This window comes from Balneola sp. (genome assembly GCA_003712055.1).
Lineage (GTDB): Bacteria > Bacteroidota > Rhodothermia > Balneolales > Balneolaceae > RHLJ01.
Genome location: RHLJ01000001.1, coordinates 835,921 through 857,787, shown reverse-complemented (window position 1 = coordinate 857,787; position 21,867 = coordinate 835,921). Strand labels below are relative to the sequence as shown.

Annotated in this window: 23 protein-coding genes; 12 read left to right on the top strand and 11 right to left on the bottom strand. The window is 39.7% G+C overall.

Translation table 11 applies throughout. The features are described 5' to 3' along the window. Window positions 1–29 precede the first annotated feature (29 nt). Window positions 30–368 (bottom strand): DUF4296 domain-containing protein, encoded by a 339-nt coding sequence (locus ED557_03845; protein RNC85913.1) that lies wholly within the window; start codon window positions 366–368, stop codon window positions 30–32. Next, window positions 368–1,087 (bottom strand): SDR family NAD(P)-dependent oxidoreductase, encoded by a 720-nt coding sequence (locus ED557_03840; GenBank protein RNC85912.1) that lies wholly within the window; start codon window positions 1,085–1,087, stop codon window positions 368–370. The genes ED557_03845 and ED557_03840 overlap by 1 nt, the downstream gene beginning before the upstream one ends. Before the next feature lie 49 nt (window positions 1,088–1,136). On the opposite strand from ED557_03840, the gene ED557_03835 reads away from it, so the two are divergent. Next, a complete protein-coding gene (locus ED557_03835; GenBank protein RNC85911.1) occupies window positions 1,137–1,877 on the top strand; it encodes a type III pantothenate kinase in 741 nt (246 codons plus the stop codon). Window positions 1,878–1,956: 79 nt separating this feature from the next. On the opposite strand, the gene ED557_03830 is transcribed toward ED557_03835, so the two are convergent. Both ED557_03830 and ED557_03825 read right to left on the bottom strand, forming a co-directional pair. After that, window positions 1,957–2,580 carry a uridine kinase gene (locus ED557_03830; GenBank protein ID RNC85910.1) on the bottom strand — a complete coding sequence of 208 codons (624 nt, stop codon included), beginning with the start codon at window positions 2,578–2,580 and terminating at the stop codon, window positions 1,957–1,959. 8 nt (window positions 2,581–2,588) lie between these two features. After that, window positions 2,589–3,863 carry an N-acetylmuramoyl-L-alanine amidase gene (locus ED557_03825; GenBank protein ID RNC85909.1) on the bottom strand — a complete coding sequence of 425 codons (1,275 nt, stop codon included), beginning with the start codon at window positions 3,861–3,863 and terminating at the stop codon, window positions 2,589–2,591. A gap of 151 nt (window positions 3,864–4,014) precedes the next feature. On the opposite strand from ED557_03825, the gene ED557_03820 reads away from it, so the two are divergent. The 3 genes from ED557_03820 to ED557_03810 all read left to right on the top strand — a co-directional run bounded on the left by ED557_03820 (window position 4,015) and on the right by ED557_03810 (window position 8,394). After that, window positions 4,015–6,951 carry a hypothetical protein gene (locus tag ED557_03820; protein ID RNC85908.1) on the top strand — a complete coding sequence of 979 codons (2,937 nt, stop codon included), beginning with the start codon at window positions 4,015–4,017 and terminating at the stop codon, window positions 6,949–6,951. A 12-nt stretch (window positions 6,952–6,963) separates the two neighbouring features. Beyond that, complete coding sequence (locus ED557_03815) at window positions 6,964–7,896, top strand: mechanosensitive ion channel family protein (GenBank protein ID RNC85907.1); 933 nt, start codon at window positions 6,964–6,966, stop codon at window positions 7,894–7,896. 117 nt (window positions 7,897–8,013) lie between these two features. After that, window positions 8,014–8,394, top strand: coding sequence for an ankyrin repeat domain-containing protein (locus tag ED557_03810; GenBank protein RNC85906.1), 381 nt, complete (start codon window positions 8,014–8,016; stop codon window positions 8,392–8,394). Between the two features lie 336 nt (window positions 8,395–8,730). Here the strand turns inward: ED557_03810 and ED557_03805 are convergent, their stop codons facing one another. The 5 genes from ED557_03805 to ED557_03785 all read right to left on the bottom strand — a co-directional run bounded on the left by ED557_03805 (window position 8,731) and on the right by ED557_03785 (window position 13,834). Continuing rightward, a complete protein-coding gene (locus ED557_03805; protein RNC85905.1) occupies window positions 8,731–9,444 on the bottom strand; it encodes an SAM-dependent methyltransferase in 714 nt (237 codons plus the stop codon). Next, a complete protein-coding gene (locus ED557_03800; protein RNC85904.1) occupies window positions 9,444–9,923 on the bottom strand; it encodes a hypothetical protein in 480 nt (159 codons plus the stop codon). Before ED557_03800 ends, ED557_03805 begins: the two co-directional genes overlap by 1 nt. Before the next feature lie 3 nt (window positions 9,924–9,926). Then, window positions 9,927–10,964: a hypothetical protein gene (locus ED557_03795; GenBank protein ID RNC86164.1), complete on the bottom strand. Its 1,038-nt coding sequence runs from the start codon at window positions 10,962–10,964 to the stop codon at window positions 9,927–9,929. Window positions 10,965–11,217: 253 nt separating this feature from the next. Further along, entirely contained in the window at window positions 11,218–12,453 is a 1,236-nt protein-coding gene (locus ED557_03790) for a DUF819 family protein (GenBank protein RNC85903.1), read from the bottom strand. 133 nt (window positions 12,454–12,586) lie between these two features. Further along, a complete protein-coding gene (locus tag ED557_03785) occupies window positions 12,587–13,834 on the bottom strand; it encodes a hypothetical protein (protein RNC85902.1) in 1,248 nt (415 codons plus the stop codon). A gap of 96 nt (window positions 13,835–13,930) precedes the next feature. Between ED557_03785 and lysC the strand changes: the two genes are divergently transcribed. From lysC to ED557_03760, 5 genes are all read left to right on the top strand, one after another. After that, window positions 13,931–15,256, top strand: a complete 1,326-nt coding sequence (gene lysC / locus ED557_03780) for a lysine-sensitive aspartokinase 3 (protein RNC85901.1) — start codon at window positions 13,931–13,933, stop codon at window positions 15,254–15,256. Window positions 15,257–15,317: 61 nt separating this feature from the next. Further along, window positions 15,318–15,968: a hypothetical protein gene (locus ED557_03775; GenBank protein RNC85900.1), complete on the top strand. Its 651-nt coding sequence runs from the start codon at window positions 15,318–15,320 to the stop codon at window positions 15,966–15,968. Further along, window positions 15,968–16,642: a hypothetical protein gene (locus tag ED557_03770; protein RNC85899.1), complete on the top strand. Its 675-nt coding sequence runs from the start codon at window positions 15,968–15,970 to the stop codon at window positions 16,640–16,642. The genes ED557_03775 and ED557_03770 overlap by 1 nt, the downstream gene beginning before the upstream one ends. 3 nt (window positions 16,643–16,645) lie before the next feature. Next, window positions 16,646–17,320 carry a hypothetical protein gene (locus tag ED557_03765; protein RNC85898.1) on the top strand — a complete coding sequence of 225 codons (675 nt, stop codon included), beginning with the start codon at window positions 16,646–16,648 and terminating at the stop codon, window positions 17,318–17,320. 3 nt (window positions 17,321–17,323) lie between these two features. Then, window positions 17,324–18,211, top strand: coding sequence for a 4-hydroxy-tetrahydrodipicolinate synthase (locus ED557_03760; GenBank protein RNC85897.1), 888 nt, complete (start codon window positions 17,324–17,326; stop codon window positions 18,209–18,211). Here ED557_03760 and ED557_03755 read toward each other — a convergent pair. Next, complete coding sequence (locus ED557_03755; protein ID RNC85896.1) at window positions 18,208–19,050, bottom strand: CPBP family intramembrane metalloprotease; 843 nt, start codon at window positions 19,048–19,050, stop codon at window positions 18,208–18,210. The two genes, ED557_03760 and ED557_03755, sit on opposite strands and share 4 nt — an antisense overlap. An 89-nt stretch (window positions 19,051–19,139) precedes the next feature. On the opposite strand from ED557_03755, the gene ED557_03750 reads away from it, so the two are divergent. From ED557_03750 to ED557_03740, 3 genes are all read left to right on the top strand, one after another. Beyond that, a complete protein-coding gene (locus ED557_03750; protein RNC85895.1) occupies window positions 19,140–19,886 on the top strand; it encodes a 2,3,4,5-tetrahydropyridine-2,6-dicarboxylate N-succinyltransferase in 747 nt (248 codons plus the stop codon). A 166-nt stretch (window positions 19,887–20,052) separates the two neighbouring features. Next, window positions 20,053–20,532, top strand: coding sequence for a polyketide cyclase (locus ED557_03745; protein RNC85894.1), 480 nt, complete (start codon window positions 20,053–20,055; stop codon window positions 20,530–20,532). A 54-nt stretch (window positions 20,533–20,586) separates the two neighbouring features. Then, window positions 20,587–20,976: a transcriptional regulator gene (locus ED557_03740; GenBank protein ID RNC85893.1), complete on the top strand. Its 390-nt coding sequence runs from the start codon at window positions 20,587–20,589 to the stop codon at window positions 20,974–20,976. Here ED557_03740 and ED557_03735 read toward each other — a convergent pair. After that, window positions 20,957–21,844, bottom strand: a complete 888-nt coding sequence (locus ED557_03735; protein RNC85892.1) for a hypothetical protein — start codon at window positions 21,842–21,844, stop codon at window positions 20,957–20,959. The two genes, ED557_03740 and ED557_03735, sit on opposite strands and share 20 nt — an antisense overlap. Between the last annotated feature and the right edge of the window lie 23 nt (window positions 21,845–21,867).

Genomic DNA, 21,867 nt, shown 5'->3' with positions numbered 1-21,867 from the left:
GAATAGATATCCAATTATTCCTAATTATACTATTGACTATTCTCAAGTGCTTGTTGCTCTTTTTTAATGATGTTGAGTGCGGAATCAAGCCTGGCGATATGTTCATCGGATCTGCTTTGATAATACTTATGAGAGTTTAAGAATTGTTCTTCCTCGATATTGTAATACAAAAACAGTTCACTCATGAGTGTATCAAGATCGAGAGAATCAGAACTGGTAAATGCAATGGCGTCTAATAGCTGAAGTTCTACCAATAACTGGATATAAGTGCCCTCTTCGATAAGGTCATCAGGTAATGGAACCTGTTCTTGTTCAACACATGCTAAGGCCACAGCAAAGAGTAATGAAACAGCGAGAATATATTTCATTAACTAGATGGTGGTTTTGGGTTTAGCGGGCGCATTACAATTTCACTGATCAGGAAGTTATCAGGTGTTTCCAGTACATATTTGAGCGTTTTCGCCATATCAATGGGTTGCATCATATTAGGGTGCATTTCCATACCATCAATAGTATCGAAGAAATTAGTGGCAATGGTACCGGGGAAGAAGCAGGTAACTTTTATTCCATCATATCTCAACTCTTTGAATAATGCATCACTAAAACCTCTCAGCCCAAATTTTGTAGCGTTATATGCAGAGAGTTTTGGGTTACCTAACAAGCCTGCTATTGATGCTATATTGGCGATGTGGCAAACATCCGGGTTTTTCTTCATTAAAGGGGTAATTAATCGGGTCAGGTAAAATACGCCGGTCAGATTTACATCAAGCATGGTATGCCACTCCTCCAGACTCAATTCATCCACATCAGCAAAATATCCCAAACCTGCGTTGTTCACCAGGATGTCAGGAAGGTGCTCATCATTAAACGTAGAGGAAACCCATTTTTCAGCGGCTTCAAACTTTGTTACATCCATTGTTACAGGGATAAACTGATTCCCTAAATGTGTTTTTATGGTATGGAGCTTATCCTCACTTCTTGCTAATCCATATACAGTAGCACCGCTTTCTACCAGTATTTTACTAAACTCTGCTCCGATTCCACTACTAGCTCCGGTTACGATGGCAATTTTCCCAGTTAAATCCATAAGAATTCTTTTATCTATTTTATATTCTCGGTTTCAAAGGTAATACAAAATGATGAGCAATTTCGATTCCTCCATTAATGAGTCGGTTCTATTTGTTGATATAGGTAATTCTGCAGTAAAGGTAGCTGTAAAAAATCAGGATAACTGGAAGGTGCATAGTTATCAATATGCTGAGGAAGCTGCTCATGAAATCAATAACAGGCTACATCCAGTTCAAAAAATTGTGCTTTCGAGTGTTAGAGAATCAACGAGAGATGTAATAATGAGCGAGATACAGGCTCATCTCGTAGACGAGCTAACTGTACATGATATACCCAGTGAAAAGCTGGATTATAGAACTCCCAAAACCCTAGGGATGGATCGTTTTTTAGTTTGTCTTGGAGCACATTCGGTCGAGAAAAAGGCAGTATTGGTAATAGATGCAGGTACTGCATGCACGATCGACTTTATGGACGAAGAGGGAGTATTTCGAGGAGGGGTTATCATGCCTGGGTTAAATCCCTTGCTCACCATTTTCAACCATAATGCTCCAGCACTACCGGAAGTAAGTCTAAAAATCCCAGATCTTTTTCCAGGTAAAAGCACAGAAGAATCGCTCCAGTGGGGGCAGGTAGCATTTTGGGTGGATGGAGTCAAAAACCAGTTGAATAGGTTTCAATCAGCTTTTGGAGAGTTTGATCTTTTTTTGTCTGGAGGGGATGTCGAAGCTGTTCACAAATTACTTGGTATGAACACTCGAATAGAGAAAGACCTGATCTTCAGGGGGATGGAGATGATGCTAAAAGGATAGAATTAAGAACATTGAACTTCGAACGCTGAACTTCGAAGTTCAATATTCCTCATTCTATGTTCGATGTTCTATATACCGATTATTCGGTTTCAGAAAGCTTTTTCTCAATCATTGAAATCACCATCTCACGGGCAACTTTGTTTTTACCTCCACGAGGGATTATAACATCAGCATAGCGTTTACTTGGCTCTACAAACTCCAAATGCATAGGGCGCACAAACTTCTCATATTGCTCGAAAACGCTTTCTACCGACCTTCCTCTTTTCCTTATATCTCGCTTTAACCTTCGTAATAACCGTATATCATCATCGGTATCCACAAATATCTTTATATCCATTAGCTCTAATAAATCAGGCTCGCTAAAAATAAGAATACCATCCAACAGAATTACCTGTGTAGGTTTCGCTGTAGTTGATTCTTCCTTTCTGGTATGAGCTTCAAAATCGTAGGAAGGAACTTCAACAGGATATCCTTGCATCAAAGCATTTAGATGGCGAATGAGTAACTCGGTCTCAAGAGAGGAAGGGTGGTCAAAATTCATTTTTATCCGTTCTTCAAAAGAAAGGTGCCCCAGATCCCTGTAGTACGAATCATGCTCAAGGCGTAGAATATTATCAGGGCCAAAATGGTCACAAATGTAATCAACTACTGTTGTTTTCCCTGAGCCGCTACCACCTGCTACACCAATTATTAAGGGTCTCATATGCAGGATTAGTTAGAGGACCTGAATGCCTCGGTGTTCTCGTATTCCACTTTGTAATCGCGGATAGCCCGGAAAATGGCTGATGCCATGATAGATTGACCATATTCACTGGTAAGAAAACGTTGTTCAGAAGGGTTGGTCAAAAAGCCGACTTCTACAAGAACTGCGGGCATTGATGCTTCATAAAGAACCTGAAAACCTGCTTGTTTAACTCCCCTGGATTTTCGATTTGCCCGGTTTGTAAATTGATCGTCAATCATGGAAGCAATATGCTCACTGGTTGCTATATATCCGCTGTGAGCGAGTTCGTAAATAAGTAAGTCTTCTTCAGTGAGTTCAAAAAATTGCTTTCCATCAGTATTGAAAACTGCATTTTCACGCTTCATAATTTCGAAAGATGCTTCGCTGCGATGAAGCCCTAAAAAGAAAACCTCGGTACCGCGTACGCTTGAGGATTTGAACGCATTTCCATGAATAGAAACAAATAAATCACCTTCTGCATCATTCGCTATTTGCCCTCTTTCAGCAAGATCAAGGAAGGTGTCATCATCCCTGGTGTACACAACTTTCACATCGGGTAGATATTCATTGATATAATCTCCAACCTTTTTTGAGATGATAAGAGCAACATCTTTTTCTCTTGTGCCTCTGTATCCTACAGTTCCAGGATCTTTGCCTCCATGGCCAGGATCAATAATAACGGTATCAAATACCAGCTTATCCCGAACGGAATTATAATTTGCATCAGGATCAACAGGCCGCGTAGGAATAGTTTCTATTTCTAAAGCATCTTCCGGATTGATATTTAGGTACCAGTTCTTTGCTAAAAATTGTTGAGTGTAGACTTCCACATCGTAAGGATCGGCTTTTGTCAAAGCCAGTAGCACATGCCTGCCATTCTGATCAATGTAGGCCTGAGATTTTACATACACTTCTGAATCCAGGTAAATATCCACTCCAAAGCTGTTTTCAAGTTTATATAACCGAACTTCCTGAATTTTACCTTGCTCGATCGGCATTTGAATGCCAGAGGTATCAATATCTGAAGCAAAAAGCTCCATTTGGATAAGATCAGGAGCAGGTTGAATGACCGAAAAGGAATCGATAGGCTGCGAAAAATGATACCTAACTACATAACCAAGGCCATCGCTACGTTCTGCCTTAGAAATACGATCAAGTTGGGTTTGTGCCTGGGTTGCTAGAGGTAGAAGCAACAGAACCGAGCAAATTCGGAACAAAACACCCAATGATCTTTTGTAGAAAGGGATTTTATTGCAGCTCATAATTTTGTAGATGATGAAAAATATACACTTTTACGCTTTGCAATGAAAGCAAGTGTTTATCCGCATTCCATTATTTTTGAATTCTAGATTGAAAACATCTACACTTTTTACTTATTGTTTCGAATCAAAAAATGATCCTTAACTAAACTTTATGGAGCCAGGGTACAACGTCGAAAAATTAATTGCTGAATACTGGAATCCTACGTACGAGGTGTTTGAGAAGGCGCTAACACATATTCCCGAAAAACATCTCAAAGAAATACTTAAAAAATTTGAAGAGGCGCAGCAAAAAGGATCAGGAAAAAAGATTCCTATTGAATCAATTAAGATACTCGGTAGGCTGGATGAAGTACATCCTTCAGATTTGGACCAGATTTGGTTAGAGGCGTTGGATGAAACCACAAAACCAATTCCTGAACTAATCAAACTTGTCCAGGAGAGGGAAAGGTTTGTAAGGCAAAAAGGGGATAGCCTTTATATTTCTATAGCAAAAGTGTTTAAAAGTATTAAGAGAGCGACTCGAAAAGGAGCGCTGATACTGAGTAATGCATTCAGAAGAGCACTTAGAAAAGAGGAGGTGGAATATTCGCCTCTGCTGCGCCATGTGCCATTAAAGAATATTTGCAAGGCTGCAATTCTTGACCTTATACCACAGATTTCGGCCTGGAGACTTTCTCAGCTTAGACAGTGTGCAACGGTAATAGATGAGCTCCAAAATTGGGTTTTTACTGAATCGGAGGGGGAAGAAGAAAAACCTTCATTCGATCAATTCATAGAAAAAAATATCGATACCTGGCAAGAGCTGGTTAAGGAGCATCAGAAAGAATTGGTGGCAGCTTTTAAGACCCGCTCGGAGCGTTTGTCTCGATATCTTTCAATTGTTGGAACTATTGAACTAGAGAAGGAATACTTCCATGACGAAGTAATAGAGTATAAAGCGGAAGTTTTCAGGAGAATAATCAAAGAATACGATAAAGAATGGAATTCTCTGTTTGATGCTATCGAAGCCCGCTTGCTACTTCTACCTGAACTTCATCACTTCGAAAACCGATTGGAAGATGCGGCAGATAAACTCAATCAGCAGCTGAGTGATATTTTCGAAAAAGTACTCTTTAGTTCTCATTCCAAACTGTCTAGCTCAATCTCAGAAGCAATTGATACGCTGAGCAATTTTCAGGATGCTGATCAAAAGAAATTTTCAGCAATTTGTAGTGAAATAAGACAAGAAATTTTAGGAATAGTGGAGAACGAGATTAACTCACCGCTTTCTGAGCTGATAGAGAGTCAAAAGATTCAATTATTGTTTGCAGATTACGTGAATAAGGTAACCGACTTCTGGAAGGGACAGCCGACTAAGGGAATGTTTGTGGAAGAAATGAATATCCAATCTGAACCTCCCACATTTGATGCCCAGCAAATTGATTGGCAGAAATTTGTGCAACGTATGTTGGGTACACACATCGCTCTTGAACTAGACAATGTCAAAATTAATCCGGAACAATATGTAGTCTCATTTATTCCTCACTTTAATGAGATTATCCAGATTATTGAGACTAACCTTGCCATTATTGACGAGATAGAGAAAGAAGAAAAAAATGAGCAGGATGATATAGCCAGGGAAGGACTCGAACGGAGTCTTACCAAAGTTAACGAAGTGGGAGAGTTGATTGAAGAAAGTCATAAGAAGCTAACTTCTATAGTTAATGCTCAGAATGAGATACTTGTTGACAAGCTATCAGAGTTCCTTGTTAACCAAAATGCTGGGGACGTTAAATGGATGGGAGCTCAATTAAAGGTGAAAGAGTCTGCTTATGATTGGCAAACTAAATTCACTGTGTATTGGGCTAGTTTACTGGATCGTATCGACCTGTTCTGGAGATTTGTTACTAAGAAATACAAGCAGTACGATGAATCGGTACGAAGTTATCTAGGCATCTCAAAGAGTGGTAAGAAATCAGAAGACAGTACTAATCTGGCCACCTTTCTACACGAAACTGACCAGAAATTTGAACAGTTACCATTCATATATCGCAAGCTATTCGACTTTAAGAGAGATATTGAAGCTTCTTTTTTTATAAGAGACCAGTTGAATGTAGAAGAATGTAAGAGAGTACTGGAACTGTGGAAGGGAGGGTTCCCTGCTTCGCTAGCTATTATCGGAGAAAAAGGAAGTGGTCGGTCGACTTTTTTCAGATTGGTTAAAGATGAGATACTGGCTGATGAGAAGGTGTACGAAATACCCATGAAATATACAGTGGCATCCGAAGAAGAGATAATAAGGGAACTGGCAAATAAGCTTTCACTATCAGAAGTTTCTTCCTCGAAAGAACTTGTAGCAAAGATCAAGAAGAACAGAAAGGGTTCGATTATCTATGTTGAAGATATCCAAAACTGTTTCTTGAGAAACATGAATGGCTATGGGGCCATTGAGTGCTTGTTATATGTTCTTTCAGAAACAAGAAAGGAAGTACTATGGGTGGTTTCATCTTCAAGATATACCTGGAGTTTTTTCAATATTGTACTGAACATTTCGGAATACTTTAGCCACACAATTTCTTCCGAGCTAAAGGAAGAGAGTGAGATCGAATCAGTAATAATGAACAGGCAAAAGGCGAGTGGTTACCAGCTTAGATTTAATGCCGATGCATCAGCAAAGAAGAGCAGAGCCTACCGGAAACTCCTGGATGATGACGAAGCCGCACAAGAGTATTTGAAAAATCAGTTTTTCTCCAAATTGTCGAAAATGGCTGAGGGCAATTCCACAGTAGCCATTATTTATTGGATTCGATCTATCGGAGAAATCACAGAATCACATTTTTTTATCAACCCATTTAATTTTGCTACTAATAGGCTGGATGGACTTGATTCAACAGCTTTATTCGCTTTGCATGCTTTTATTCTGCACGATACAATGAATGCACTTGAGCTATCCACCATACTTAATTCGGAAGAGCGAAATTGTGAAATGATTATTTCAAGGCTTGCCTCAAGAGGAATATTGGTTAAAAGAGAGGGCGCACATTATGTACTTAATAAGCTGATTTACAGGCAGGTAGTTCGTCAGTTAAAATTGAAAAACATTATTTAGGAGGATGGACTGATGAAAAGAAGGATCGTTGTTAATGTTCTATTAGTGCTGCTGTTAATCTTTTTAGCAGGAACGGATGTATTTGCTCAAGATTCACTTTCTGTAGCACAGTCCGATACTTCGGAGGTTAGGCTTTCGGTACAGTCTGAGATTGGTTCATTCCGTGATTTCTTTTCGTTTACAAAGATCTTATCAGCCCTTATTGTATTAATTGCCACTTACTTTATCAGTCGGTTTCTATCCTTTTTGCTGAGCGCTCTTGCAGAAACCAGGCCTTCCTATCGGTTAATAATTAAAAGACTTGCTCCATTTATTAATATTGCATTGTGGTCATTTGCGATTTTCATTGTGATAGCCGGAATCATTGCTCCTCCTATCGAAACCATACTAACTGTAGGAGCTTCTATCGGACTAGCCGTAGGTTTCGCTTCTCAGGATATTTTGAAGAATATCTTCGGCGGATTTATCATTATTCTGGATCGACCTTTCCAGGTTGGAGATAAAATTGAGGTTAGTGGTCATTATGGGGAGGTAACAGATATTGGCTTACGATCTACCAGAATTGTTACTCCAGATGATTCCTTGATCTCATTACCAAATGCAGATATTGTAAATAACGCGGTATCTAATTCGAACTCCGGAGCTTTAGATTGTCAGGTAGTCACTTCTATTTATTTACCCTTTGATGTTTCCATACCAGAGGTAAAAGCTATTGCTTATAAAGCAGCAGTTTCATCCAAATACACTTTTCTAAAAAAGCCGATTGCTGTCATAGCTAAAAATGAAGTTCACGAACAAAATTTCGTGGTTCATTTAAAGGTTAAAGTGTATGTAATTGATATCAGGTACGAGTTTCTTTTGATGAGTGAAATTACCGAGTTAGTACTTGGTGAACTAAACCGAAAAGGAATATTGATCAGGGAAGCTAAGCCGCAAAAAGTATAGACTTATTCACTTCTACTAAGAAAGTTTCCAATCCTGCACTTTTAATTTGACATTAACTCTCCGGGAAAGTACAATCCAAGTGCACATCTTAATTTTAATTACTGTAGGAGGAAATATATGAATGATGAAATATTTCTTGATGCCGCTGAAAATGGCGACCTCGAGACAGTAAAAGGGCTCCTAAACGATGGAGTAGACGTGAACACTAAAGACGAACACGATCGCACAGCTCTTTTAAAAGCATCTAAGCATGGTCATATTGATATTGTGACTTTATTAATTGATCAAGGCGCAGAAATTGATCATAGGGATAACCGGGGTACTACCGCATTGTATTGGGCCTCGACGAATGGATTTGAAGAAATTGTTCAACTGCTTATTGAACATGAAAGTGAAGTAGATGTACACGACGATCGTGGTTGGTCTGCCTTGGATCAAGCCGTAGCTCAACGGCATAATTCGGTAGCGAGTATGCTCACCGCAGCTGGAGCCCATTAACTGTTTTATTGTTAGCAATCTATAGATTAAAAATTAAGCCTCGATGAGAATCGGGGCTTTTTTTGTAGGGTTTAGTACTAATTCTATGAACATTTTATCTAAATCCAGGGAGTCTTTGCGAGGAGTTCGAAAGCATTATGCTCATTGAGTAATCGTATCGACGAAGCAATCTCCGCGAATACAGTTCTATCACGAGATTGCTTCAGGACTAGCTATCGCTTCGTCCTTCGCAAAGACGATTTTTTCTTTGCGGGATACTTCCGAAGGATCTGTGCGAATACCCGACAAGATCCTTCGTTATGCTCAGGATGACTGGGGAGTTTCTAGCAAAAAAATCTACTTCCCATAAAGGAGAAAAATGGTAGGGCGTTTATGAAGATCCAGTCCTTTAACTGATTTCCAATCTTTAATTGTCATTGACTGAATATCCTCTGAGGGTAACGTAATGTCGGTTGCAACACATAGCCTGGTATCCGGATTACAGGTTTCCAGTATTGATTTCAGCATTTCATTATTACGATAAGGAGCTTCCATAAAAAGCTGCGTCCGATCATGTCTTCGGGATTCTCCCTCTAGTTGAATCAGCATATTCTTTCGGCCTTTTGCATCAATAGGAAGGTAGCCGTGAAATGTGAACGACTGACCATTAAAACCGGAAGCCATTAAAGCAAGGAGTATAGAAGATGGACCAACTAAGGGAACTACTTTGATCCCATTTTGGTGGGCCATTTTTACAAGCTTTGCTCCTGGGTCAGCAACTGCTGGTACTCCTGCTTCCGACATTAATCCTACTTCTTTACCCGCTTTAAGAGGTTTAAGAAAAGAATAAATTTCCTGGTCGGGAGTATTCTTAGTGAGGGGATAAAACTCAATCTTGTATTCTGGGATAGTATCTCCGACCCATTGAAGGAATTTCACAGAAGTCTGGATATTCTCAACAATTAAAACCTCCATTTTTCGAAGAATGGAGAGTGTGTATTCCGGGATCGTGTTATTTCCCGGAGTTTTACCGAGTGTTGTTGGAATCAAATAAAGGGTGCCCTTACTCATCAATCCACCCGCTCAATAACAAGCTCTGGTTCTCCTACTTTGAGTTTCTTTGTTGCGTAGCGCGAAGCAAGGAAAGACGCAAAAATCAAGACTAAAAATCCTATAAAAGCAATTACCATATTAATAAGTGAAGTACTTTTTTGAAGATCATAAGTTGGAATCATAACGATATCCTGGAAGCTATCCGCTTTATAACGAATAGGAATTACCGCAGTATCAATAATGCGTTGTGCCATCTGTACAGATAATGACAATTTACGCTCCTGAATTTCTCTAGTAGGGTCGGGAAACCTGATTACTACATACCCATTACTTTGAGCTGCAATTTGCTTGATATCAAAATCCAGAACATCAGCGGCAATGCTTTGTCCATTCTCATAGGTATCGATGGTACCAGTGTATACAAAACCTTGTTGAATGATGATGAAGAGCATATAAGCTGGTAGCAACCAGATTAAATAAAAGATTCGGTATTTCATGAGTTAATTGGATATCTCATTAACGGTGGTTTCATATAAAGCAGGGTCCCAAATAAGGCGTTGCTGGTAATCTTCCTGCATATGGTTTGCTGAAAGATGTAACCAAAATGCCACAGGTAGTTTGTCAAAGAATATAGCCTGAGCAGAAGTGTGATCATCAAAGACAGAAGTTCCAAAATCGATACCACTTAGAATACCCATCCGGTTATCATATAGGGCTCCATATTCTGCGAAGCTTCGCTGTATGGCTCCACCTTCGAATACCCAACCCATTTTCTCTTTTACACGCATAGAAATTTCGGGAGACACCAATTCATTTTTATAAAGTTTAGCCATCAAACCAGCCATTTCACGAGCGGTAGTATGCGGGAAGTGCTCAAGGGCATTACGTTCTTCAATAAAGCTAAGGCTCAATCTATTTTCAGTGACCTGAGATTTAACCTTCAAATTATACTCTTCATCTTCTCCTAGTTGTCTGGCCAATCCAATAATTTCTTCTCTAGAGAAAGATGCTGAGGTATCAACCAAATCAGGATTTATAGAAAGATATAAACCAGAGAAGGGTAGAGGCTGATCGGTAGTGGTCAATTCCAGGCTATTCATCAATGCCGCAATGTTGTTCTCTCCAAGTCTGAACCAAAGATAATCTGAAATAGCCAAGTCACTGGTTTCCGCCATAGCAAATACAAGCTCATCAAGTATTATCGGTTCCCCCGATTCTTTTTCCAGAAGCGCTAATGATTTTTTGTGAGCTTCTTCACTCACATCGGGTAACAAATAGCGGTCAATCTCGCTCAGATCACCGACCACTTCATTAGGATCGAGGATTCCCTCTTCAACCTGACGTTCATATTCTAATAGCAGAAAGAAATTTGTAAGTGTACCCATAGTTCTGGGGACTTCAGCCTGGTAGTAAATACCCGAGTCAGGGTTGTCTACATTGAAAGAAACAATAGATATGAACTCAGGATGATCTCCAAGGAATTCAGTGAGGGCTTTTAGAGAATAAGTACTTTCGATATACTCATAACCCTCTCTCATGCCGTCATTATTGTCATAGAGGGTTCTAAAGGCAGAGTAATTGGGAATAATTACCAGGGCGTAGGTAGCAGATGCAATAATTACAAATATAGCCAGGAATAAAAGAGCTCTCTTCAAAGGTGAGATGTATTGATTACTGTTCTAGCGCGTCAAAGATACGAAGAACTAACATCTGAATGTTGAAGAAGGTTCAGTGGCATTATTAAATTTGTGGTAGCCATGTCTCGCTATGTTCGAAATAGCAAAGCTTCTGTCAGGAAATCCCTTGCATAATTAGCGCGCACAAATAAGCGCCGAAAGTTCCCACTCCATACCCAAGTACTGCTAGTAAAACACCAACAGGCGCTAGCGATGGAGAGAATGCTGAGGCCACAATAGGTGCTGATGCCGCACCTCCCACATTAGCCTGACTTCCCACTGCGGTGAAGAAGAAAGGAGCTTTAATTAGTTTTCCAACTCCCAGAAGTACAATAACATGGATGATGATCCACACAAAACCAATGACAAAGAAACCAGGCACATCTACAAAAGCTCCTAAATCCATTTTCATACCAATCGTCATCACCAGGATATAGAGGAATACGCTCCCGATTTTTGATGCTCCGGCACCTTCCAGATTTCTTAGATTAGTGAATGACATTGCAAAACCGCCAAGGGTAGCAACCACTACAATCCAGAAGAATGCGGAGTTTAGACTAAGTCGGCTAAGTGTTTCCGAGTTTTCACTAACCCATGGTCCAATAGTGTCACCAGCCAAATGACCAAGAGCAGTAATAACAAAAGCAATGGCAGCAATTTTCGTGAAATCAACCATAGTTGGTACTTTTGCAATACTAGCCTGGTAATCGGCTACTGTTTTCTTCAGTTCCTCAATTGCAGATGCGTCTGCTTTAAACCATTTATCGATGGTTTTGCTCATACCAGCACCATAAAGGATAAAAGCCATCCAAATATTGGCCACAATAATATCTACGGTGATCATCGCACTGAATAAGGTGTCGCTTGGCTGGAAGATTTCGTACATCGCGGTTTGGTTGGCTCCGCCTCCAATCCAGCTACCTGCAACGGTTGATAGTCCTCTCCAAACTTCATCGGGTCCCGCTCCTCCTACTATATCCGGATTGATTGCTCCAACAATCATCAGGGCTAGTGGTCCGCCAATAATAATTCCTGTTGTGCCAGCAAAAAACATAGCTACAGCTTTCCAACCTAGCTTCATTATAGCCTTCAAGTCAATACTAAGAGTAAGTAACACCAAACTGGCCGGCAGGAGATACCTTGATGCCATGTAGTATAAATTGGATTCATCCGGATCAATAACTCCTAGCGTGGTAAAAATGGAAGGGATGAAATAGCATAGTAGCAATGAGGGTACAAAACGATAAAACTTTTTCCATCCGGGATTATCACTGTGAGAAGTGGTGAAAATTATAGCTAGCAAAGCTAGTAAAAGCCCTAGAACAATGGCATCATTGGTGATAAGAGGCATGAAGTGTGGTTAGGTTAACACGTTGCCGATGAGAATAAGTAGTTTTGTGAAAAGGGGCAAAATGGTTATTGGTTAATAGTTATTGGTAAAATGCTTCTTCTATTAACCAATAACTATTAACTAACAACTAACCTCACTTTCCAAAGAAGTGAAGAAGTATATCATCAGCCTGAGCTCCCCATGCCCCCCAGGAATGCCCCTCATTTGTTTCCATATAAACGAACTCGAGATCTTTATTCTCAAAAATACGCTTCATTTTTCGAGCGTCGTCTGTGTTATCACCAATAGTCCCCACACTCATGAATATTTTATCAGGTTGTACCTCTGAGTCTCGCGCTATATCGTAAATTTCTTCCCGATACCAGAAAGCAGGAGCCTGAATTGCAACACCATTAAAAATATCAGGTCTTGAAAAGGCAAAGAAGGCGGCGTTTAACCCACCCAACGAAGTGCCAAGTATAACCCTCGAATTAGCATCCGAATCTACGTTGTAGCTAGCTTCTATCATTGGGATTAATTCATCAGTAAAAAAGGAAAGGTACCCCTCATTATTTCCAAGTTCATCCGCTCTTCGGTTTTCTGAACCATTATCAGGATTCAAAGGGCTGACAAATACTACCACAACGGGTGTGATTCTTTGTTGATGAATGAGGTTATCAAGTACTGTTGGTACAGCTCCAAGTTTTGGATCCGAATATTCCTGCCCGTCAGTAGTATATAAAACGGGAAGATTTTCCATGGTTTCATATCCGTTTGGAAGGTAAACCCGGTAATGAATAGGATATCCCATAGCATCACTATAAATCAGGATATTATCAGATATTGATCCCGTAGGAATTTCCGGAACTGCTTCAGTTAATATCTCTTGTTCCCAGTCTGGCATTCTGAGCTCCGAATTAGGTCCAAACCCACTCCATTGCTGGTGAGGATTGGCCGGGTCAAGAATCCAATTGTCTCCGTTAATAGTAACTTTGTAATCTAATCGGGCATCAGATGGGAATGTGGTTTTCCACATCCAGATATCTGTTCCATCGATATTCTCTCCTGATGTTTTAACATCTGTATTACCACTCCAATTGTTAAAATCACCATTCCAGCTTACTGACTCTGCTTCTCCGCGATAAAGAAATAATGCGGTTTCGTTTTCAGTGAAAGGGACTTGATTGTTGGAGATCAGCGATTCCCATATTTGATCGAGTTCTTGCCGGCGCTCACTCGTATCTGATATAGCTCCGGTTTCTTTGATGGAATTGATTAAAGTATCGATTTCTGGTATGTCGTCTTTTGGTGCACATACACTCAATATCAAAACACATAAAACAGGAAGAAGGTATCTCATAAATAGTTGGTAAAGTTCAGGTCCTGAAGATAGAGCATCCACTTTATTTTTCTGAACGATAGTCTTAAAACTTTTACAAGGCTTTTCTTAAGCAAGTGAGTATTTTTAGCCTCACTCGCAAAAATCAGCACTTAATACATGATTGTTTCAAAATTCGGGGGAACCAGTGTGGGTACTCTCGAAGCGATGCGCCATAGCGCATCGATTGTCGCTCAAAATCAGGAAAGAAAGCTCATAGTAATCAGCGCTACCTCAGGTACAACAAATGATCTGGTAGCTCTGGAGAATGGAGAGCTTTCATCTACTCAAAAAGAAGCTCTATTACTTGATATTGAGAAGCGCCACCTGGATATCATCAATCAGCTACAGAACAAAGAAGTATTAACTAGCCAATTTCAGAAGCAGCATTCCGAACTAAGACTTCACTTAGACAAGCAGGGGAGAGATAAGCACTGGAAAGACACCTTGTATTCCTTTGGAGAATTGATGAGCACAAGGATTTTTGTAGAAGTGCTGAATGAGACTGGCGTTCAAGCCAAATGGCTGGACGCAAGACAGGTGATTAAAACAGATTCTACATTTAATCAGGCGGCTCCGGATTTAGGTGTTATTTCAAAAAAGGCCTCAAAGCTAATAGATAAAGAAAATGTTTACCTAACTCAGGGATTCATCGGTTCTGATATTTTTGGGAATACAACCACATTAGGGCGTGGAGGAAGTGATTATTCAGCAGCACTATTTGCAGAGGCTGTACAAGCTGATACTCTTGAAATTTGGACAGATGTAGCTGGAGTTTATACTACTGATCCCAGAATTGTACCTGAGGCAGTACCAATCGCTGAAATTACTTTTGATGAAGCTGCCGAGCTTTCTGTTTTTGGGGGGAAAGTCTTACATCCTGCTACACTAAAACCAGCGATGAGAAGTGGAATCAATGTTAGAGTGGCCTCTAGTAAAGAACCCGACTTAGCCGGAACTCTTGTAGTAAATAAAGCCGATGCTGAACCTTCAATAAGAGCTATTTCGCTCAGGAAGGATCAAACATTGTTGACGGTTAAAAGTTTGGACATGCTTCACCAGCATGGTTTTTTGGCAAAGTTGTTTGGGCTTCTTGCTGACCATAAAATATCGGTAGACCTGGTAACTACCAGTGAGGTGAGTGTTTCATTGACCCTAGATACAGCATTGAAGGCATCAAATAAAGTAGAGCTTACAGAAGAAGTATTGGCTAAGCTCCGCGAGTTTTGTGATGTTGAGGTAGAGAAAGATCTTTCTTTGGTTGCACTAATAGGGAATCGGTTGGACCAAACCTCAGGGATTAGCGGCGAACTGTTTGGTTTACTCAATAATCATAATATCCGTTTAGTTTGCCATGGTGCTTCTCCGAATAATATTTGTTTTTTGGTAAAGGAAGGCACGGGAGAGGAAATTGTTCGTCTTTTACACAAGAAATTTATTAATTGATGGCTCGTTATTTCGGGGGTTAATCGTTAATCTCTTATTCAGATCAAATCACAATATTTCTATGTCTAAATTTTTTCTTTCTACCATCATTTTAGCATTTGTTTACTCAAGTGCTTTTGCTCAGGAATTCAAACCCAAGGAAGGAGATTGGGGGGCTGAAGTAAATTTTACTCCATTTTCATCTTCACCAATAAATATCAATTATATAAAAATTAGAGAATTTGCTAAGGCTAATAAAGCCATTAGGTTTGGGCTCTTTATTGGTGCAGAATTTGAAAACACCGAAGTAGGAGATGAAGATGTAAAAAATCAAACGATTGAGCTTAATCTACGACCAGGATATGAATTCCATTACCCGGGAACGGAAAGATTATCTCCTTATGTAGGAATTGAAGCTGACTTAGCGATTAAACTTTCAAAATCTGTGACCGGAGAAGGAGAGACAGAGCAAGAATTAGATGGAGCATGGAATCTTTTTGGAAATGAAAGGGGCTTTTATCGATTTGGTGTAAATGGTCTGGCAGGGGTAGATTTTTATATTTCTCCTAGACTTTACCTCGGCACCGAGTTTGGCTTTGGTTTTGAATATATACAACAATCTAAGATTGAGTTAACCGCTGGTGATACAACTATATCGGAAGAAGATGGTGGTTCTTCATTTCAGTTGGGTCCGAACGTAAATGGTGCTATCCGGCTAGGATTTAATTTCTAATGCATCGATTAAGTATCCTTCTATTAACAGTTATTTTTTTAAACTGTACTCATGGTTCGACTACACCAGGTGTGGGAGAGTCTGAAAAGTTTATAGCTCTTGCTGAAAGAATGAATGAAGAGCTTTTCATGTCTCAAAAATCTACCCGATTTACGGATGGAAAGAATTCATTTGTAGAGTTTAGAGTACGAAGCGTCGAAAGTGTTTTCCAAGGGGGTATTTCCGGAGCATCTATAAAAATTCCTTCTTTTGGAATTGATGAGGTTTTTGAGTTTACGGAGGTTTTGATGTTGGAATTGGAAATAAGAACTGTAGAAAATCCGGACGTTATAAGTATAATTAATACCCCTTTCATAGCTGCTACAAAAGAGCAGTATTATTCTGAATCAGAATTTCCGATCGATGAACTTTTCTATGCTCTCGAATTCCTAAGCTCAGGGTCACTCTCTGAATTTGATGATAGAATTGTTTTTGTCGACTATTTGAAAAATCAGTTTCAATGGAGTTCTATAATTTTTAGCGAAAGAATAAATGAAGAAAATGGGGTATATAAATTTTCATTCAGTGGTGGGACATTTACTTTTTGTGAAAATTTTCGATGTGACCCTTTTGTAACTGGTATTGGGAATGGTGAGCTCAATGCTTCGAAACTAGGTGAATTCCCAGATTTTTAGATTATGAAAATATCAGTAATCGGTACAGGAAAAACAGGCTCTAAAGTAGTAGAGATGCTGGGTGAAAGCCTCCTGTATGCTTTTGATGAGGATAATACCCCCACACTAGAGAAATTAAGAGAATCTGATGCTTTGATCATTTTTGTCCCCGGAGACGCTGTTTCTGAGATATTGGATTTAGTAATACAATCAGGTACTCCTGCTGCTTGGGGAAGTACAGGTTTTGAATGGCCGGAAGATTTAGATCAACAGGTAGCATCGGCTCGAACAAAATGGGTATTAGCGAATAATTTCAGTTTGGGGATGAATGTGATCAGACATGCCATTCAAACTATATCAGCTGGGTCTTCTATCCTGAATAATCCCTCATTCCACATTCATGAAGTACATCATGTTCACAAAAAAGATGCTCCAAGTGGTACAGCAATTTCATGGAAAAAATGGTTAGACAAACCAGCGGAAATAACCTCTGCCAGAGAAGGGGATGTGAATGGTATTCATGAGTTGACCGTATCGACCCAAAGAGAAAAGATTACGCTTAATCACGACGCATTAGACCGGTCAATTTTTGCTGAGGGAGCTATATGGGCTGCGGAACAATTGGTTAATAATCTGAATTTGAGTGAAGGAGTTCATACTTTTGGCGAGTTATTCGACAAAGTAATAAAGGAGCGATAAGTCATGGATACCCCGCTATGGACCGCCATGGTTACCCCGATGCTGGAAGACGGGAGCATCGATTACGAAAGTTTTGAAACTCTGCTTAGAAAACAGGAAGAAGCAGGAAATGGTGTATTGGTACTGGGGAGTACCGGGGAAGGCTTGAACCTGACTACTCCTGAAAAAAAGGAAATCATCAAATTTGTTAAGCTGCTGGATCTTGAAGTTCCGATGATGACCGGATTGGGAGGCTTTCATCATGAAGCACAAATTGATTTGATCCATTATGCAGATGAAGTAGGTACTGACGCTTTTTTAATTGTAAATCCTATTTATGCAAAACCCGGTAAAGAAGGTCAGTTGGCCTGGTTTAGTACCTTGATGAGGGAAACCAAAACTCCTTGCATGATTTATAATGTACCATCAAGAACGGGTATACATATGCATCCGGATGTACCAGCCCAACTCGAGAAAACCTTTCCAAATTATATGGGATTAAAAGAGGCGAGTGGAAGCGTGGAAAAATTCAAAGAGTTTAGAGATGCTTCTTCAGGTTCCAAACTTTTTTGTGGAGATGATAGCCTGATTAAAGATTTCGTAGGGGAAGGCGCTATTGGCCTGGTTTCTGTGGCTTCTAATGCCTGGCCTAAAAAAGTACGCATGTTTCTTGACATGCATTTACAAGGCAATACCGAACAAGTGTTTGGGGAGTGGGTAGAATCTGCGGATCTATTTTTTGATGCCCCAAGTCCTGGTCCCGTCAAATCTCTACTTCAGCACAAAGGATGGATAGCGAACGATACAGTTCGGTTGCCATTATCAGAAGATGATCTGAGCCCGGAAACCGAAGAAGCATTGCTGGAAGCGGATAAGAAGATCAATGAATGGTACGAAGGCCTAAGTAGCTAGACCGAAAAAAATGCAAGCGGAAGGTCCATCAGACCGTGCAAAAGTGCCACACTTAGAATTGATCCGTCCTTTTCACGAATAAAGCCAAAGGTTAGTCCCATAGTAAAGGTGAATACTGCCCAGGGCCAGGTTGGAGGAACGGTAACCAATGCATGAATCAATCCAAATAGAAGGGCCGCTAAAACCAAACCCCATCCAAACTGAACATTAGCGATTGAAAAAGGTTTGCCAAAATATCTGTTGAACGAAGACTGCAAGTAACCTCTAAAAAATAACTCCTCTCCAAAACCAACTATAAACAGGTAGTAGAAGATTTTTGAGATTACTGGGGCTTGTTCATAGGAAAAATAAGCTATCAATACAGTAAGGAAGCTAAATCCAATGAAAAGATTAACCGCTGTATTCGGAGTATTTTGGTGATTTCTTGATGGTAAACTTTGCGTGATCTTTGGTACCAGAAAGAGTACAAGTGCATACACTGTGGTTAAGGTTAATGCACCTGGCCAGTCAGTAAACTCCCACCCGAGCCAACCAATAAGCAGAAAAGACATACCCGCAGGTCCTGCTATTGCAATAGCTCTGATAGTAAGCATGAAGGAATCTGAAAATTCCGGAAAGTAAATTCCGAAGTCATCTTTTTTTTGATAAAACAGGTGAATTATCCCAAATGGTATTAGTACCATCATAAAAGCTTTTACAAAATATCTAAGAACGACACTATCTTTTTCAGAGAAGTCGAAGGGAAGGTGTTTAACATTTAAAAAGACAAGGATTACCACACCCCAGATGAAGAGTGGAGTAATCACATCCTTCCAAAAAAGCTTTTTAGTAATAGTCATACCAGTCAAGAAATAGTAAGAAAATTGTATTCCTTTTACTCAATTCAAAAACTATCTTTCCATTTATAACTGATGAATTATTCAACCACATGACTCACGAAGAAATTTTAGATCAATTAGAGGACGGAACAGTTCGTTCTGCTACTCCTACTGAAAATGGCTGGGAGGCCAATACCGAAGTAAAAAAAGCAATTCTTGGAGCCTTCAAAAACGGTACTAATGCCGCTTATGAAGGGATTTATGAGGGCTTTGTAGACAAACACAATCTTTCTCCGCGCTATTTTGAACCTGAAGACGGAGTACGTTTGGTTCCTGGGGGATCTTCGGTTCGGAGAGGTGCTTATGTGGCATCAGGGGTTATTATTATGCCACCTGCATATGTTAATGTAGGCGCCTATGTGGATGAAGGGTCTATGGTTGATAGTCATGCTTTGGTTGGTTCCTGTGCTCAGATTGGAAAGAATGTTCATTTGTCGGCGGGGGTACAAATAGGAGGGGTGTTAGAGCCCATCGGAATGTCTCCGGTAATTATTGAAGACGATTGTTTTATCGGAGCCGGAGCGGTTATTGTAGAAGGTATCCTCGTACGGAGTCGGGCAGTAATTGCTCCTGGAGTTACTCTTTCGAAATCTATTCCTGTATATGATGCTGTGAATGAAGTAATCCGTGAGCGTGGAGCCGAAATTCCTGAAGGTGCTGTTGTAATACCGGGCACGCGCCCCATGAAAAGCGAATGGGCCCAACAAGAAGGGCTTAGTATGGCTTGTCCAATTATCGTGAAATACAGAGATGCTGACAGTGATGCTTCACTAGAATTAGAAGACGCCTTGAGGTAATTTTTATTTAACCTCGTTGATCTAAGTTTTATTCAGCTTCTCTAATTCCTCATTTCTTTCGAAAGTGAAATCCATCCATTTTAATACTTGCAAAAAGCAAGTAAATGTGTATATCTTTATTCACTTTCAAAATGCAAGTAAAAAAATTATATCAAATTCCAGAAAAATGAATACTCAACAGATTGACCTAAGTAGTTTTAGAAAAGATTATTGGACGGAAGAGGAATACCAGAATGCCGAGCTGGTGGTAGATTTTGTCCAGAACATTATGAACAACCACAATTTTGATTATGTGAAGGAAAAGTTTGGAAGTCATAGGTATAAACAACACAACCAGACAATGACAGATGGTCTGGAAGGAGTTTTGAAAACAGTATCAGATTTCACAAAGAACTTTCCAGATTTCATGTACGATGTAAAGCACATTTATGTCGATGGGCCAAGTGTGATTCTTCATTCTCATGCTACAGCAGATAAAAATCATCGGGGAAATCCACAAAAAGGATTGAACATAATGGATATATGGAAGGTCGAAGATGGCGAAATCCTAGAGCACTGGGATGCTGTTCAACCTATTCATACGTTCATGAGGTTTTACGCATTAATTTCAGGAGGAAAATTCAAAAACGAGAACACGTATTTCTAGAAAGTGAATTTGATTACCTTCTTCACTAAAGTTTAAATCTTTGAATAGAACTAAATGAGATCAGACTGCCCGATTAGCTACGCCCTCGATTTTTTTGGAGACAAATGGAGTTTGTTGATCATCCGGGATATGATCTTTGATCGTAAACGGTTTTATAAGGAATTTCTGGAGTCGAAGGAAGGTATGGCCACCAATATTCTTTCCGATCGCCTTAAAAAGCTGGAGCTACATGGGGTTATAGAGTCCCAGGTTTATGAGAAACTAAAGACAAGAAAGGAGTATTCATTAACAGATAAAGGGAAAGACTTAATCCCTGTACTGGTTGATATGATGGTATGGTCGGCTACCTATCAGGATGATCTGGCACTACCAGGTGACTTCGTTCAGAAAGTAAAAGATAATAGGGAAGAGGTAATCGAAAATATTACTCAGAGCCTGGTCTAAATTTTTCAATAACCTCCAAACTCACCCAATAAATATCAGAAAATTCAGCATTCTGCCATCTATCCCTTCTTGAAAAGAACAGGAATCTCTCATCTGGAGAAATGTAGGGTGCAAATTCTCTGTACTCGGTATTTATTTCGTTGCCAAGATTCTTTGGCTCTGACCAATTGCCATAAGAGTCTTTGAAGCTTATGTATAAATCACTTTTACCAAACCCTGAACTATCTTCAGCAGTGAAAATCATATAATCCTCGTTAGGTGAAATACATGCGTCTCTTGTGTCTTTTTGATTGAATGAGCTCTCTACTTTGGTTTTGGACAAATATGCACCGTTTTCTTGTTCAGATCTATAAACCGTGCCAGTTGTAAAGTAGAGGGTATTATTTTTTGAGAAGGTAGGATACCAGTCCTCTATTTCGGTGCTAAGGCTATCTAGTTTAACTGGATTAGACCAATCTCCATCATCTGCTCTTTTTGAAGTCCATAGATCCGGTGGATAATCAGCGATAAAAAATAAATGCTGGTTATCCGGCGCAATCATTGGCTCTCCAATGAACCACTGGTTCTCATAGTTAAAGTCAGTTACAAATTGAGGAGTATCAATTACAGCTTCATTCCCTTGATACCTCACTCTTAAAATGCTTTCATATCTCCATAATTCAGAGTCGGTAGTGGTAAAAAGGTACTCCTTTCCATCAGGGCTCATAGTAAGATTTTGCTGGAACCTGCCTTCAATATTTATGATACCCTCAGAATATTTCTTAGGCGTTAATCCCGGATAATCATTATCCAGGTATTTTATTCGATCAGAGCAAGAAGCGGCGAATACCAATAAAATTAATAAGAGAGGTCTTAATTCGTATTTCATAAATCGAAAATAGATGTTTAGAT

Bases quoted from the DNA above. Each gene is read 5' to 3' on its own strand.
- ED557_03815 (RNC85907.1), top strand. From the start codon at position 6,964: ATGAAAAGAAGGATCGTTGTTAATGTTCTATTAGTGCTGCTGTTAATC.
- ED557_03810 (RNC85906.1), top strand. From the start codon at position 8,014: ATGAATGATGAAATATTTCTTGATGCCGCTGAAAATGGCGACCTCGAG.
- ED557_03795 (RNC86164.1), bottom strand. From the start codon at position 10,964: ATGAGAGAGGGTTATGAGTATATCGAAAGTACTTATTCTCTAAAAGCC.
- ED557_03830 (RNC85910.1), bottom strand. From the start codon at position 2,580: ATGAGACCCTTAATAATTGGTGTAGCAGGTGGTAGCGGCTCAGGGAAA.
- ED557_03760 (RNC85897.1), top strand. From the start codon at position 17,324: ATGGATACCCCGCTATGGACCGCCATGGTTACCCCGATGCTGGAAGAC.
- ED557_03825 (RNC85909.1), bottom strand. From the start codon at position 3,863: ATGAGCTGCAATAAAATCCCTTTCTACAAAAGATCATTGGGTGTTTTG.
- ED557_03835 (RNC85911.1), top strand. From the start codon at position 1,137: ATGATGAGCAATTTCGATTCCTCCATTAATGAGTCGGTTCTATTTGTT.
- ED557_03775 (RNC85900.1), top strand. From the start codon at position 15,318: ATGTCTAAATTTTTTCTTTCTACCATCATTTTAGCATTTGTTTACTCA.
- ED557_03765 (RNC85898.1), top strand. From the start codon at position 16,646: ATGAAAATATCAGTAATCGGTACAGGAAAAACAGGCTCTAAAGTAGTA.
- ED557_03790 (RNC85903.1), bottom strand. From the start codon at position 12,453: ATGCCTCTTATCACCAATGATGCCATTGTTCTAGGGCTTTTACTAGCT.
- ED557_03735 (RNC85892.1), bottom strand. From the start codon at position 21,844: ATGAAATACGAATTAAGACCTCTCTTATTAATTTTATTGGTATTCGCC.
- ED557_03800 (RNC85904.1), bottom strand. From the start codon at position 9,923: ATGAAATACCGAATCTTTTATTTAATCTGGTTGCTACCAGCTTATATG.
- ED557_03840 (RNC85912.1), bottom strand. From the start codon at position 1,087: ATGGATTTAACTGGGAAAATTGCCATCGTAACCGGAGCTAGTAGTGGA.
- ED557_03740 (RNC85893.1), top strand. From the start codon at position 20,587: ATGAGATCAGACTGCCCGATTAGCTACGCCCTCGATTTTTTTGGAGAC.
- ED557_03745 (RNC85894.1), top strand. From the start codon at position 20,053: ATGAATACTCAACAGATTGACCTAAGTAGTTTTAGAAAAGATTATTGG.
- ED557_03820 (RNC85908.1), top strand. From the start codon at position 4,015: ATGGAGCCAGGGTACAACGTCGAAAAATTAATTGCTGAATACTGGAAT.
- ED557_03805 (RNC85905.1), bottom strand. From the start codon at position 9,444: ATGAGTAAGGGCACCCTTTATTTGATTCCAACAACACTCGGTAAAACT.
- ED557_03750 (RNC85895.1), top strand. From the start codon at position 19,140: ATGACTCACGAAGAAATTTTAGATCAATTAGAGGACGGAACAGTTCGT.
- lysC (RNC85901.1), top strand. From the start codon at position 13,931: ATGATTGTTTCAAAATTCGGGGGAACCAGTGTGGGTACTCTCGAAGCG.
- ED557_03845 (RNC85913.1), bottom strand. From the start codon at position 368: ATGAAATATATTCTCGCTGTTTCATTACTCTTTGCTGTGGCCTTAGCA.
- ED557_03770 (RNC85899.1), top strand. From the start codon at position 15,968: ATGCATCGATTAAGTATCCTTCTATTAACAGTTATTTTTTTAAACTGT.
- ED557_03755 (RNC85896.1), bottom strand. From the start codon at position 19,050: ATGACTATTACTAAAAAGCTTTTTTGGAAGGATGTGATTACTCCACTC.